Here is a 15371-nt window from a genome sequence, read left to right as displayed (position 1 = left end):
CTGAAGGCTGTGGATATTTGAAATTCGTAATAGGAAATGGACTTTAATTACCTAATATTCTACTAAAAACCTTTCACTAAGATAATTGTAGTTTTTTTTACATTTAACGCCTTCTGTAGATGGTAAAATAATTCATATCTAAACTTAGACTCAATTTTCATTAGAGTCTAAGTTTAGAGTTATTGTGATTAACTCTTACTATGTCGTTAATTTAGCATAGCTTGCTACCAACCATTTAATTCCTTGACCTTGAAAGGCAATCTGTAGCCTTGTGTGCTCACCCTCGCCTTCTATGTTAATGATCGTCCCTTCACCAAATTTATGATGTTTTACTCTTTGCCCTAAGGAATAGTCGCTCTCTCTTAATTGAGAGGCAATTTTATGGCTAGATGAACTTGAATTAGAAGCAGGAGTAGTGATAGCCCCTCTTAATCTTACTTCTTCTAATAAATTTTCAGGTAATTCACCAATAAACCGTGAAGGTCTATGCCTAACTTCCTGACCATATAGCCGCCTTGATTCTGTGAATGACAATGTTAATTTTTGTCTTGCTCTTGTAATACCAACATAAGCAAGGCGCCTTTCCTCTTCCAATCGGCTGGTTTCACCTGCTGACATTTGGCTTGGAAACATCCCCTCTTCCATTCCAACCATAAACACCTGCTCAAATTCAAGTCCTTTAGCTGAATGCAATGTCATCATTTGTGCGGCATCTTGGTGTGCATCAGCCTGACCTTCCCCTGCCTCTAATGATGCATGTGACAAAAATGATTGAAGTGGAGTCATTTCTAATTCTTCGTTCAGTACGACATATTCTTTCGCAGCATTAACTAATTCTTCAAGATTATCAATTCTCGCCTGAGCTTTTTCACCTTGTTCCTGCTTATAGTATTCAAATAAACCTGAATGTTTTATGACATATTCTGTTTGTAGGTGTAGCGGTAAATGCATTGTTTCTTTGTCTAAAGCTTCAATTAACTCTATAAACCGCTGCATTGCACCTGCTGAACGTCCTGATAAACTTTTATTTTCAAGAATTTCTAAAACTGATTGCCATAAAGTTTTTGACTCACTACGAGCATATTGCCTAAGTGTATCAAGTGTCCTTTCTCCCATCCCCCTTGTCGGCGTATTAATCACACGCTCAAAAGCAGCATCATCATCTCTATTAGCTAACAACCTAAGATAAGCTAATGCATCTTTAATTTCCTGTCTATCGAAAAAACGCATACCACCATAAATTCTATAGGGTACATTTCCTTGAAGCATAGCCTCTTCAATGACTCGTGATTGTGAATTATTTCGGTAAAGTACGGCGACTTGTGCTAGCGCTTTGCCTGACTCTTTCCAACGTTTAATTTTTTCGACTACAAATCTAGCTTCATCTAACTCATTAAAAGCAGAGTAAACGCTAATTAATTCACCCTTTTCGTTATCAGTCCAAAGATTTTTGCCCATCCTATCTGAATTATTAGCGATTAAGGTATTGGCAGCAGTTAAAATTGGATGGGTTGATCTATAATTTTGCTCTAAGCGGATAACGACCGCTTCAAAATAATCACGTGTAAATCGTCGAATATTTTCAATCTGAGCCCCTCGCCAACCATAAATTGATTGATCATCATCGCCAACGATCATGACATTACTATGAGTGGGTTCGTCAGGCTTATCCGTTTTACCTGTTGCAAGTAATTTTATCCACGCATATTGGATATGATTAGTATCTTGAAATTCATCAACTAAAATTTGGTTAAACCTGCTTTGATAATGCCTTAATAACGCAGGGTTATTTTTCCACAGCTCATATGAACGAATCAAGAGCTCAGCAAAATCCACTAAACCTGCTCTGTCACATGATTCTTGATAAGCCGTATAAATTTGCTTCCATTGTTGTTCAATAGGATTATTGTAGGTTTCAATTTCTGAAGGCCTTAATCCTTCATCTTTTTTATTATTGATATACCACACACCTTGCTTAGCAGGCCATTGTTTCTCATCAATGTTCATGGCTTTTAAGATACGCTTAACCATACGTATCTGATCGTCAGAATCGATAACTTGAAAAGTTTTAGGTAATTTAGCTTCGATTGCATGAGTTCGTAATAGTCTATGGGCTAATCCATGAAATGTACCAATCCACATACCTTGCTCAGCATTTCCGATAAGAGCACTAATGCGATATTGCATTTCTTTTGCTGCTTTATTTGTAAAAGTAACAGCCAGAATATTATGAGAAGAGAGTCGTTCAACTGCTAATAACCAAGCAATGCGGTGTACTAATACACGTGTTTTGCCGCTTCCTGCGCCAGCTAAAATCAATAAGTTTTTCTTAGGGGCGCTTACGGCTTCTCGTTGTTTATCATTAAGACCGTCTAAAAGTTCTGTTACGTCCATTTTACCAACATGATGAAATAATAGTTTTAAATTCGACCAGTATCCACAAAACGAATGAAAGTCATTAGCCTTCTTTTGTCTGAATACCCTGTTAATATATACAGTATACCATTATTTAAAAAATGTTAAAATCGGAAAAAATTCGTAAAACTAAGGAAAATGCATAGGGATAATTTTTATCATTCAGGTACTAGTATAGTAACCCTGTCAAATTAACAATGGTAAGCTGCTAAAAATGCTTTAATATCAAAACTTATGTTTCGTGGATTCGAAATAGTAGCTTTAGAATAATCAGGTTTTATCTGTATTTAAGAATAATACCTATGAATTGAGTAATGTTTTAAGAGGATTTGCTTTGGGATTAGAATTATTTTAATTAAATAACTAGCCTTGCATCAAATATTTTATTTAATGCAAGCAGTTATTAATTTAAGTCTTAGAAAGGAATTATCTATTCACCAATCAGCTCAAGTGCTTTAGTTAGCACAGCTTGTCCATTAACCATGCCATAATCTTTCATATCTATCACAACAACAGGAATTCTACCTTTTGCCATTGCTTCAACTTGAGGTAATTGATATCTTACTTGTGGCCCTATCATAACAATATCAGCCTGATCTATGACTGTGTTTGCTTCTGAAACAGGTAATGCTTCAATATGAACTTCTTTACCTGCACTAGTCGCATAATCTTTCATTTTATTTACAAGTAAGCTCGTTGACATTCCAGCTGCACAAACTAAAAGGATTCTTTTCATATTTAAGTCCCCAAAAAAGTGATTATAAAAAATAATTTATTCCAATAAATAAAAATAAAAGAATAATGAAGTCTTTACAGTTTAAACATAAATACACATTAAGTGTATTTTTTTTCCAGTAGTGTGAAGCAAATCACAATTTACTCAGTTAAGTGGCCGATTTTTAGCCATTTACCAATGGCCAACCACCTAGTGTTTTCCATTTGTTAACAATCTTGCAAAATAGCATTGCAGTCAAGGTTGTATCATAAATTGCTGAATGAGCTTGACTATTATCAAACTGCAAACCAGCAAGTTGACAGGCTTTTGCTAGAACTGTATGCCCATAAGCAACTGCACTTAATGCCGCTGTATCAAATGTCGCAAAAGGATGAAATGGATTGCGTTTTATCTTTGCTCTATCAGCAGCTGCCATTACAAATGAAAAATCAAAATTTGCATTATGCGCTACCATGACTGCACGACTGCAGTCAGCATTTTTCATACCTGTCCTAATCTCTTTGAATATTGCCTCAAGTGCGATGGATTCATCAACTGCATCCCTCAATGGATTATCAGGATCAATACCATTAAATGCTAACGCATCAGCATGTATTAATGCACCTTCAAAAGGATTGATATGAAAATGATACGTCTTATCTATGCTAAGCCATCCTTCTGCATCCATTTTCAGTGTGATTGCTGCAATTTCTAAAAGTGCATCTGTTTTAGCATTGAAACCAGCTGTTTCTACATCTATCACTACAGGATAAAAACCTCTAAACCTGTCACATAGTGCAGAATATTCATTATGCTGCATTAGCTATTCCCTAGACCCTGTCCAATATTTTCTGACTGAATTAACTCAATTTTGTATCCGTCTGGATCTTCAACAAAAGCAATAATAGTTGAACCACCTTTAACTGGTCCTGCTTCCCTGGTAATTTTACCGCCTGCACTTCTAATTTGTTCACACGTATCGGCAACATTTTCAACACCAAGTGCAATATGTCCATAAGCAGTACCTAAATCATAGCTGCTGACGCCCCAATTATAGGTAAGTTCTATCACTGCTTGTTCTGACTCTTCGGCATACCCTACAAAAGCCAGTGTATATTTATACTCGGTATTTTCACTTGTTCTGAGTAATTTCATACCCAAAACATTTGTATAAAATTCAATTGATTTTTGCAAATCACCAACTCTAATCATGGTATGTAAAAGACGCATAGTCGATTCCTCAAAGGTAGATTTTACTCGTAAAAATTACTTATACTCATTGAGTCTCAAAAAGTATAATAAACAATAATTGATAATAACATAATTGAAATTGAAAGTGTCGTACTACTTGATTTGATCATCAGAAAGTTATCTTTCTAGATTTCCCTTAACTTTCCAAGAATAATTAAGATTGTACGAAATTGAAACTAGCAGTATAATTAATTTAGTTTGTAATACTTTTACCTATTGGTAACAAATTTGGTATTCTTTATTGATATGAGTCTGAATTAGACCTTTTGATAATTACAAAAAAACTTATTCACAATAAGTATCTTATTTTTGAACTCGATAATACACTCCATAACTATTACAAGATTTTATACAGTAATTTAATATGTGTATTAATACTCTCCTATGTATAAATCTTTTTATAAGGAATTCATTATGTCACCACATAATTTCAGAAGTGTTTTTTTAGCATTTTTATTAGCATTCACTTTTATTTCACCATCAGCATTTGCAGAAGATGACCTCATTTACATTGAGGAAAATGACCCAGAAATGGAAAAAGCTATCGCTGAAGCAAGAAGAACCTATGAAAACTTTTTTATTGCTCAGCAAGAAAAAGGGGCTGAGTTAAGTTCATTTGCGATGAAAGTTTTAATCAAAGATCCTTCAAATGGAGAAAGTGAACATATTTGGTTGTCTGATATTACCCGTGAAAATGATAAAATGACAGGAACAATTGCCAACCAACCTGTTTATATTACTAATGTGAAATATGGCGATAGGTATGATTTTACATTAAATGACCTATCTGACTGGAGTTATGCAACGGAAAATAAAATGGAAGGAAATTTTACTATGTGCGTTTTATTTAAAGTCATGGCTGAAGATGAAGTTGCATATTATAAAGATACCTATGGATATGAGTGCGAATAATTGCTTCTCGCACTAAATTTTAACTAACTTACATGAAAAGTTATTTTTCAAATACGCTAAAAATCGATCCGGTTTGTATAAGCCATTTAATGCACAATTATAATAATGACTGAACAGTTAGAGTTTTTCGAAATCCCTAGTCCCTGCATACGTGTTTGTCAAACTGATGAACGTGGCGTTTGCATGGGATGCTTTCGAAATCGGCAAGAACGTTTTGACTGGCTAACCTATTCAAATACAGAAAAAAGAGAAGTGTTACGTCTTACAAAACAAAGATACATACGCTTTATTAGAGCAAAGAAAAATATTAATAATCAACCCAATAGCCTTCCAGATATTGACCCGTCACAGTTTTCCTTATTTGATAAATAGTTTTTTTTATGCTCTACTTAATTGGAATTGCAGTATCAAATTTACTTTGATGAGTGATAAAAAGGGCTCTGATATTACGAACATGATAATGAGAAGAAAGTACTCTTTGTACAAAATCATGATAATCAGACATCATAGGAACATCTATAACAATCACGATATCACTATTCGCAGCAACACGATAACATTGTTTAACTGCTTGCTCTTTAATTAGTACTTTTTCAATATTTGAAATAGCTTCAGCTGTTTGCTTTTCAAGTGTAATTTCCACAATCGCTTTAACACTTTCCGGAAACATATTCGGGTTTAAGAGCATGACTTCTTTTTTTATAAAACCTAAAGATTTTAGTCTAGAAATACGCCGTAAACAAGTTGCAGGAGAGGAATGTAATTTTTGCGATAATGATTGGTTTGTCATAGTCGAATCATTTTGTAATGCTTTAAGAAGCTTAATATCGAGCTCATCAAGTTCATGAGTTTGCATTTATTTCTCCTAAAAATATTTGATTCAAAATGGCAAAATAATCAACAGAAACTATATGTTAAAATATAGATTAGCTTATGAATACTCTTGGCTAACTTCAATGAAAAGTCTATTGCCTGAAAGCAAACATACATCTCAGACAATAGATATTACTACTGCGGGTTAGGTATAAAAAATGCCAACCGGTATCGATAATTTGACTTTATCATGGTTAGAATTGCAATTCATCTTGCAAACTATTATCAAGATGCTGTTCTTTTTTCTTCACAAGCCTTCCTTTCCCCAGGAATTCTTTCTGAAATAATTTCTAAAGTATCATCAACGGCTGGTAATGGAAATCCCATATCATCGTATGCATTAAAACCAATTAAGCGATAACCACTTAAACTTGCATTAATAGGTACTCTAAAAGGGATTATTTCCCCAGATGGGACTTTAGAAAAAGTCTGAGTAATAGGTTCTAATGGATTACATTTTTCATCAATTGGTAATACTACAATGTACCCACCATGAACAGAAACCTTTCCATGATTAGCAATACTCCCACCAATAAAATTTTGACCTTCTGCAGAAAGCCCCATATGAAATGTTAAATGTGCTGATGGGCCTTCTACTAGCGTTATAGAGGGATCGATTTTATTAGTTGCTTCTTTATTCGTTTCTGTTGTTTCTGCAGCTTTAGTTTCTACAACCTTTTCCTCTGCAAATACAAAAAAAGAGCTTGAAAGAGTTAAGGCAATCATCAGTTTTGAAATTTGGGTTAATTTCATTATTTCTCCTAATACTTTTAGTAAATTTAAACAGAAAACTACCTCACAAGTAGTTTGTGAGTCTACTTGGTTTTATCCGCCTTAGATTTTAACACACTTAAAATTTTTTTTGATTATTTTAAAAAATTTTACTAAATAAGCAGCTTAACAAATGACTTAGTATTCAATAAACCACACTGCTACCCGGTGCTCTGATACAGTTAATCCTGCTAATTGAGGCTAAAAAAGCAACTCATCTGAATTAAATGTTCAAGACTAATATATGAGATTGGAACTATCATATTGTCAATTAATCCCAAATATGACATTTATGATAGATATAGGAAGTTAAAGTGAACTACCAATACTTTGGTATGCTTTTACTCTCAAGGTTTGTAAGGTTATATTAGTAATAATTGGAGACGTTGCCTATTTAAGATAAAAAATTAATGCCTAGTCAGTATAATTTTCAAGCAATTATGTCAAGTAATTGTTCAGTAACCATTAATTAAATTGGTAAAATAATTTCTTCCGGCGAATTCAAGTTAAATGAATATAGGCACCATTTTTAACATAAAAATTTATCAGCAAGAAGAGCTTAGGCTCCATTTCAGCTGGTTTGAAACCTAAACTCTCTTATTAGTAACAACGCAGTTAACGCTTAAAGTTTTATAATTGAACTCTCTGGTGCAACGATTGAACTGATTTAACTTGCTCTCTTGGGTTCGTTTTGAGTGCCTGAAGTGTTGCAAATGCTGCATTAATGGTTGTGTCATAATGAACATGATGCTGTAATGCACTTTGTCTAATTAAACTAGAATCAGCCACTTGTGCCCTTCCAGAACTCGTATTAATAATATAAATATACTCCCCGTTTCTAATTTTATCAATTACATGGATTTTACCTTCGGCAAGCTTATTTACTCTTGTTGTATTAAAACCCATTTCATTAAGCGCCTTTGCTGTTCCAGCAGTTGCTTCAATAGTAAATCCAAGTTCAATTAATTGTTTTGCTAAAAGACCTAAATATTTTTTATCTGAATCCTTAATGGATATCAAAACACGCTTTTGTTTATCTAAATTTGTCTTAAATAACGAATCAAGGGGGTTTGCGGCAAGCATCGCTTTAGCAAATGCATGGCTAAATGAATCACCAAATCCCATTACCTCACCTGTAGATCGCATTTCTGGGCCTAAAATAGGATCGACGCCTAAGAATTTATTAAACGGAAAAACTACTTCTTTAACCGAAAAATAAGAGGGAATGACTTCCTTAATATGGCCTAATGAAGAGAGTGATTGACCTAACATGACCTTTGCAGCAATCTTGGCAAGTGCTATTCCTGTTGCCTTAGAAACAAATGGCACAGTTCTCGCAGCCCTTGGATTAACTTCTATTAAGTAAAGTGTCTCATTAGCAATAGCAAATTGTATATTCATCAGTCCAATTACATTAAGCGCTTTAGCTAATGCAATGGTTTGTTCTCGTAGCTGATTTTGCATAGATTGGCTGATGCTGTATGGAGGCAATGAACATGCAGAATCACCAGAATGAATTCCTGCTTGTTCAATATGTTGCATAATGCCACCAATTAAGACATGGTCACCATCTGAAATTGCATCTACATCCACCTCTACTGCATCATCTAAAAATTTATCCAATAAAATAGGTGATGTATTATCACTGATTACCGAGTGGTGAAAATAGTCTCTAAGTTCACTCTCTGAATGAACAATTTCCATCGCTCTACCGCCTAAAACAAAAGAAGGTCTGACTACTAATGGGTAACCAATTTTGGGAGCGATACTTAGTGCCTCATTAAGGTTTAGAGCTGTAGAATTAGCAGGTTGAAGCAATCCAAGTTTTTTTACAATATTTGAAAATAAGGCTCTGTCTTCTGCAGCATCAATATCTTCAGGCTGAGTCCCTAAAATGATTACACCCGCTTGTTTCAATGCCTTAGCGAGTTTTAGAGGGGTTTGTCCTCCATATTGAACTATGACGCCTAATGGCTTTTCTAGTTCGACAATATCAAGTACATGTTCTAACGTAACTGGCTCAAAATAAAGTCTATCAGCAGTATCAAAATCGGTAGACACAGTCTCAGGATTGCAATTGATCATAATAGTCTCATAGCCTTGCTCCCTTAAGGCAATTGCAGCATGAACGCAGCAATAGTCAAATTCAATTCCCTGCCCTATTCGATTAGGTCCCCCTCCTAAAATAATGACCTTCTTAGGGTTATGAGTTACATAAGCTTCACATGCTTGTTCATAGGTTGAATAAAGATAAGCTGTATCAGTTTGAAATTCTCCTGCTGAGGTATCAACCCGCTTGAACACTGGCTGTACATTTAATTCTAGCCTTTTGGCTCTTACTTTATTTTCATCTACTTTTAACAGCTTAGCAATATACGAATCAGCAAAACCAGCGCGCTTAAGTTGTTTCATTAACAAAGCATCATACTGACTTAAAGGCCTACTTTTAATAAGTGCTTCCATTGCGACAATTTCTGCTACTTCAGTTAAAAACCAACGATCTATATGAGTTAATTTATGTATGGCATCCAAACTCATTCCTAAACGTATGGCCTCTGCTAGATAAAATATACGATTAGGGCCTGCAGCTTGTAGTTCTGATTTAATGTTCTCAACATCTAAAGTCTGTTCACACGTCAAAATACCGTCAAGGCCACTAACACCTGTTTCTAGACTTCTTAACGCCTTTTGTAATGAAGATTTAAAATTTTGCCCCAATGCCATTGATTCACCAACTGATTTCATTTGAGTTGTTAATCTGTCATTTGCAAGCTCAAATTTTTCAAAATTAAAGCGAGGGATTTTAGTCACAACATAATCAATAGTAGGCTCGAATGAGGCTGGAGTTTTCCCTCCTGTAATATCATTGTCTAATTCATCTAATGTATAGCCTACAGCAAGTTTAGCTGCAATTTTAGCGATAGGAAAACCGGTTGCTTTTGAAGCTAGAGCTGAGGACCTTGATACTCTTGGGTTCATTTCAATAACGATCATACGTCCATCTTTAGGATTAATCGCAAATTGTACATTTGACCCACCTGTTTCCACACCAATTTCACGTAATATAGCAAAAGATGCATTACGCATTTTTTGAAAATCTCTATCTGTTAATGTTTGTGCAGGTGCAACTGTTATCGAATCTCCGGTATGAATTCCCATCGGATCAAAGTTTTCAATTGAACAAATAATAATACAGTTATCTCGTTTATCACGTACAACTTCCATTTCATACTCTTTCCAGCCAATCAATGATTCATCGATAAGCAATGAGTGGGTAGGAGATAAATCTAAACCTGAAAGACAAATTGCTTCAAAGGTTTCTAAATCATAAGCAATTCCTCCCCCCGTACCTCCCATCGTAAAAGAAGGTCTAATCACACAGGGAAAACCTAATTCTGATGCAATAGCAAATGCTTCTTCCATGTTATTGGCAATTCCTGAACGTGCTGTTTGCAGCCCTATCTTTTTCATAGCAATATCAAATCTTTGCCTGTTTTCTGCTTTATCTATCGCATCAGCATTTGCGCCTATCATTTCCACGTTAAAATGTGCAAGCACACCCTGTTTTTCAAGTTCTAACGCACAATTTAGTGCTGTTTGGCCTCCCATTGTCGGCAAAATTGCATCAGGTCGCTCTTTTTCTATAATTTTTCTAACTACTTCCCACTCTATAGGTTCGATATATGTAGCATCAGCTAAATTAGGATCGGTCATAATTGTAGCTGGATTAGAATTAACAAGGATGACACGATACCCTTCTTCTTTAAGTGCTTTACAGGCTTGTGTGCCTGAGTAATCAAATTCACATGCTTGCCCTATTACAATTGGACCTGCTCCTAATATTAAGATTGTTTGAATATCATTACGTTTTGCCATCTTTCACTCCTGGTTCATATACAATTGTTTTTGCCAACATTTGAATTTCTTTTATTTGCAGAGTCAGCCGTCAAAAAAATTTGATTGCAAACTTAGCTCAAAAAAAAACCGATAATAAATTATCGGTTTTTTATGATTCAATTGACTGATATTTCAAATCAGATACCATCTCTATGAAGGTATCGAATAAGGTCTCTAATTCATTAGGTCCTGGACTCGCTTCAGGATGTCCTTGAAATCCAAACGCTGGCTTTTCTAAATGCTTGATGCCTTGGATGCTTCCATCAAATAAAGAATGATGGGTTATTTCAAGATGAGCTGGCAAAGTTTCAGCATCAACGGCAAAACCATGATTTTGTACACTAATTGCAACCAAATCTGTTTTTCTATCTTTAACGGGATGATTTGCACCATGATGACCAAATTTCATTTTTACTGTCTTAGCACCAGATGCTAATGCAAGGATTTGATGACCTAAGCAAATACCAAAAATAGGAATATTTTTGTCCAATAAACTTTGAGTAGATAAAACAGCATAATCACACGCGGCAGGATCGCCTGGACCATTAGACAACATAACCCCATCTGGTTTTAATGCAAGCACTGTATTGATAGGTGTTTTTGCTGGTACAACTGTGATTTTACAGCCACGTTTAGCTAGTAAAGTTAAGATGTTTTTTTTAACTCCAAAATCATAGACAACAATATTCAGCTCCGGAGTATTAGAATGATTAACCAGCTCTTCACCAACTAGGTTGAATTCATAGGGAACTTTACATGTCACTTCTTTTGCCAAATCTAATCCATTTAAACCTGACCAATTACGAGCATTAGCTAATCCTTTTTCTATTTGTTGTTCTGTTATGATTTCTGAACTAATAATGCAGCCTTTCTGCGCTCCTTTATCCCTTAGTAATCTTGTTAATTGCCGCGTATCAATCTCAGCAATAGCCACAATATTGTGTTGTTTAAGATAATTTGAAAGCGAATCAGTCGCTCTGTAATCACTATAGGTAGTTGGGAGTTCTCTGATAACGAGACCGCTTAAATGCAGTTTATTAGATTCTTCATCGAAAGGATTAATGCCAGTATTGCCAATATGAGGATAAGTTAAGGTGACGATCTGATGTGAGTAGGAGGGATCTGTTAATATTTCTTGGTAACCGGTTATTGATGTGTTAAAAACTACTTCACCAACTGTTTCCCCGGCTACCCCTATCGACTTGCCGTGAAACACACTTCCATCTTCTAGCACAAGTATAGCTTGCATAAATGACTCCTATAATTAAATCATTATTATATTTTTATCAAACACTAATACAACCTAAGGTGAATAAAAATTCATTTAAAGTGAATTAAATTTCAATTTTATTTTTAAGGCTGCGAGAATTTACAGGAAGTTAAATTCAATGTCTACATTTTTTTAAAGAATTTTATCTTTTTTTTAACACAGATATTTTAGTTTACCGAAACCGGTGTCATCTATATTACTATACGCAATATTTATTCTAACCATTTAAACTTAATTAAATACGCCACAAAGGGAAAATAAAATGATGTCCGTATCTACCTATTTGAATGTTTAAAAGGCTTTTTTAACGCTTATCCTCGCTATTATTATATATAACTAACATTTAACCGCCACCTTATAAATGAATAACTATTCACTTTATCATTAAATTCATGTCTTGATACTCCCAAAGCAAAAACCCATGGCATCATTTAAAATCAAATAATTAAAACTAATCATATCAAATTGCAATTATTCATAACAAATAGTTCTTTCCCTTCTTAAATTTGTTCTTCTATAGTCAGATTAATAGTTAGTCAACCAATTACATTTCATTTTTCGATAGGAGTCCTCATGACACAGAATAATCAAATTAACGTTGAAGGCACCACACAATCAAATTGGCGTGCAGAGACTATAAGCTTGCACGCTGGTTATGATGCAAATGAACATAATCGTAGTGCTGCGCTTCCTATCTATCAAACCGCATCTTATTTATTTGATGATGCGTCCCATGGTGCTGATCTATTTAACCTCGCTAAAGAGGGATATATCTATACAAGAACAGGTAATCCAACACTTGATATATTAGAAAAACGTTTAGCTGCTTTAGAAGGTGGTGTAGGGGCAGTTACCTTTGCCACAGGCATGAGTGCGATAGATGCAGCGATTTCTACTATCGCACAAAGTGGAGATCATATCTTGGCAAGTAAAGAAATATATGGCGGTACTCATAATTTCTTTAAAGAAGTTTTACCTGCTAGAGGCATAACAACTGAACATTTTCCGATTGATGATTTAGCGCAACTTGAATCACTTATCAAATCAAACACTAAATTAATTTTTATTGAATCGATCAGTAATCCTAGTACACGTGTTGCAGACATTCCGAAAATATCAAGGATTGCAAAACAATACGGCATTGTTTTGATTGTAGACAATACTGTTGCTTCTCCGGTTGGTATCAATGCGATAGAGCTTGGTGCAGATATTTTAGTGCATTCTCTGACAAAATATATTGGCGGGCACGGCAATACGCTTGGTGGTGTTGTGATTGATAGTGGCCGCTTTAATTGGCAAGCATACCCTGAAAAATACCCAACTTTATCCACTCCATCACAAGCCTATCATGGCATCGTATTTAATGATTATTTCAAAGAACTAGCTTATATCGTTAAAGTGAGAACTAGTGCACTTAGAAGCTCTGGTGCCGCACTCTCCCCACATTCTGCATTTTTACTTGCGCAAGGGTTAGAAACTCTATCTTTACGTTATGAACGTATCAGTGACAATGCACTTAAAATTGTTAATTTTTTAAATACGCATGAAAAGGTTAAATCAGTCAACCATCCAAGTTTAAATGCTCATCCAGATCATGCAATTGCAACTCAATATTTAAAGTATAAAGGTGCACCTGGTATTATCAGTTTTGAACTCAATGCTTCAAGCCATCAAATCAGTGCTTTTTATAACCATTTGAATCTTTTTTTACGTCTTGTGAATATTGGTGATAATAAATCTCTTGCTGCGATCCCAGCACAAACTACTCACAGGCAATTAAACGAAGCTGAACTCAAACTTGCAGGTATTTCGCCTGGATTAGTCAGGTTATCAATTGGTATTGAACATGCCGATGATTTAATTGATGACCTTAAGCAAGCATTTGCTCACGCTTTTATTGAAGCCCCAAGTAAATCGTTCGCTAAAGTTGTATGACCTATATTAACTTAGCTTGTTAATATAGTTGATAAATATAAACAGCTAACTTTAGTTGATAGCTATGTTAGCTACATATACGTCCGCGTTTCGGTTAACAATGCTATTTATCTAGATATTTGCAAATTATGTTGATAATAAATTTAATTCTTTTCTAACGAGGAATACTTAATGAGTCAAACAACCGATCTCAGCCCAGAAAAAGTAATTAGCTCTCATAATATAGAGCCGTCTATCATTTTAAACTCCTTACCAATTATTGATTTAAGTGAGGCTGAAAATCCCTTATTAGCCGATGCATTTGATGAAAAATTTAGAAAATTAGCAAGGGAGATAGGCTTTTTTTACTTAGTAGGTCATGGTATTTCAGATGAAGATATCTCAACTCTTGAAACGACTGCTAAAGCATTTTTTGAATTAGAGCCTACCCAAAAACAAACTATCAATATGGCAAATTCTCGTCATTTTAGAGGATATACAGGGCTTGAAGAGGAAACTACGCGCCAAAAACCTGATTTTAGAGAACAAATCGATATTGGCCCTGAGTTACCCGTTGATCCTTTAGCTAATGAATCTGAATTATGGCGTAATTTACAAGGTCCAAACCTATGGCCTAATGAATTACCTGAGCTCAAACCCATTGTGTTAAATTGGGCTGATAAAAATAGAGCCTTAGCGATCCGAGTTTTAAAAGTCTTTTTAAGGGCGCTTTATCAAGATGAATCTGCCATAAACCAATTACTTGACGGTAATCCACACCATTTATTAAAATTAATTCACTACCCAAGTAATAACACTAACCCTCAAGGTGTAGGGGCGCACAAGGATGCAGGTATACTAACTTTGCTTTTACAAGATAGTGTAGGTGGGTTACAAGTTGAATCTGATAATGGTTGGATAAATGCTCCTTATGTTAAAAATGCATTTATTGTGAATATTGGAGAAACATTAGAATTACTCACTAATGGATATTTACGTGCAAATGTACATAGAGTTATTGCTCCCAAAGCTGGTGTTTCTCGATATAGCAATGCTTTTTTCTTTTCCCCATGTCTATCAATAGGTGAACTTAAGCCATTTAAATTACCAGATTCATTAGCCAAACTGGCGAAAGGACCTTCAAGTGATCCTCATAATCCGCTATTTAAACATGTTGGTGATAATGCAATTAAAGGTAGATTACGCTCTCATTTAGCGGTTACAAAAAGATTTTATCCAAACCATTTACCAGATCCTAAAGGAAACTAATGCATTAGTTTTTATCTTTGCACATGCCAATCTTGTGATAATAGCTTGGCATTATTGCCTTAGGATTATTGCCCCACATAATCT

The 15371-nt window shown here is 34.9% G+C and carries 12 protein-coding genes; 4 read left to right on the top strand and 8 right to left on the bottom strand.

The features are described from left to right. Nucleotides 1–198: 198 nt before the first annotated feature. The 4 genes from uvrD to gloA all read right to left on the bottom strand — a co-directional run bounded on the left by uvrD (nt 199) and on the right by gloA (nt 4360). Nucleotides 199–2394 carry a DNA helicase II gene (uvrD, locus tag BMW37_RS03810; RefSeq protein ID WP_093317934.1) on the bottom strand — a complete coding sequence of 732 codons (2196 nt, stop codon included), beginning with the start codon at nt 2392–2394 and terminating at the stop codon, nt 199–201. 451 nt (nt 2395–2845) lie between these two features. After that, nucleotides 2846–3151: a PTS sugar transporter subunit IIB gene (locus BMW37_RS03805; protein WP_093317933.1), complete on the bottom strand. Its 306-nt coding sequence runs from the start codon at nt 3149–3151 to the stop codon at nt 2846–2848. 163 nt (nt 3152–3314) lie between these two features. After that, nucleotides 3315–3950 (bottom strand): ribonuclease T, encoded by a 636-nt coding sequence (gene rnt / locus BMW37_RS03800; protein WP_093317931.1) that lies wholly within the window; start codon nt 3948–3950, stop codon nt 3315–3317. Continuing rightward, the gene (gloA, locus tag BMW37_RS03795; RefSeq protein WP_093317930.1) at nt 3950–4360 is read right to left on the bottom strand and encodes a lactoylglutathione lyase; all 411 of its coding nucleotides are present in this window, start codon (nt 4358–4360) and stop codon (nt 3950–3952) included. Before gloA ends, rnt begins: the two co-directional genes overlap by 1 nt. A 435-nt stretch (nt 4361–4795) precedes the next feature. Here gloA and BMW37_RS03790 point away from each other — a divergent pair, with 435 nt between their 5' ends. Together BMW37_RS03790 and BMW37_RS03785 are read left to right on the top strand one after the other, a co-directional pair. Then, nucleotides 4796–5293, top strand: coding sequence for a YegJ family protein (locus tag BMW37_RS03790; protein WP_177168568.1), 498 nt, complete (start codon nt 4796–4798; stop codon nt 5291–5293). A 105-nt stretch (nt 5294–5398) separates the two neighbouring features. Further along, nucleotides 5399–5665: a DUF1289 domain-containing protein gene (locus BMW37_RS03785; RefSeq protein WP_093317926.1), complete on the top strand. Its 267-nt coding sequence runs from the start codon at nt 5399–5401 to the stop codon at nt 5663–5665. Between the two features lie 13 nt (nt 5666–5678). Here the strand turns inward: BMW37_RS03785 and BMW37_RS03780 are convergent, their stop codons facing one another. The 4 genes from BMW37_RS03780 to carA all read right to left on the bottom strand — a co-directional run bounded on the left by BMW37_RS03780 (nt 5679) and on the right by carA (nt 12083). Continuing rightward, nucleotides 5679–6149 (bottom strand): Lrp/AsnC family transcriptional regulator, encoded by a 471-nt coding sequence (locus BMW37_RS03780; RefSeq protein ID WP_093317925.1) that lies wholly within the window; start codon nt 6147–6149, stop codon nt 5679–5681. Between the two features lie 242 nt (nt 6150–6391). Next, a complete protein-coding gene (locus BMW37_RS03775) occupies nt 6392–6919 on the bottom strand; it encodes a hypothetical protein (RefSeq protein ID WP_093317923.1) in 528 nt (175 codons plus the stop codon). A 648-nt stretch (nt 6920–7567) separates the two neighbouring features. Beyond that, nucleotides 7568–10813: a carbamoyl-phosphate synthase large subunit gene (carB, locus tag BMW37_RS03770; protein ID WP_093317921.1), complete on the bottom strand. Its 3246-nt coding sequence runs from the start codon at nt 10811–10813 to the stop codon at nt 7568–7570. 130 nt (nt 10814–10943) lie between these two features. After that, nucleotides 10944–12083: a glutamine-hydrolyzing carbamoyl-phosphate synthase small subunit gene (gene carA / locus BMW37_RS03765; RefSeq protein WP_093317919.1), complete on the bottom strand. Its 1140-nt coding sequence runs from the start codon at nt 12081–12083 to the stop codon at nt 10944–10946. A 594-nt stretch (nt 12084–12677) separates the two neighbouring features. Here carA and BMW37_RS03760 point away from each other — a divergent pair. Further along, on the top strand, nt 12678–14039 hold the full coding sequence (locus BMW37_RS03760; RefSeq protein ID WP_093317910.1) for an O-acetylhomoserine aminocarboxypropyltransferase/cysteine synthase family protein: 1362 nt from the start codon (nt 12678–12680) through the stop codon (nt 14037–14039). Nucleotides 14040–14210: 171 nt separating this feature from the next. Continuing rightward, nucleotides 14211–15287, top strand: coding sequence for an isopenicillin N synthase family dioxygenase (locus BMW37_RS03755; protein WP_245711016.1), 1077 nt, complete (start codon nt 14211–14213; stop codon nt 15285–15287). Nucleotides 15288–15371: the final 84 nt, after the last annotated feature.

Source organism: Thorsellia anophelis DSM 18579 (assembly GCF_900111395.1).
GTDB lineage: Bacteria > Pseudomonadota > Gammaproteobacteria > Enterobacterales > Thorselliaceae > Thorsellia > Thorsellia anophelis.
This window is presented reverse-complemented; position numbering and strand designations above follow the sequence as displayed.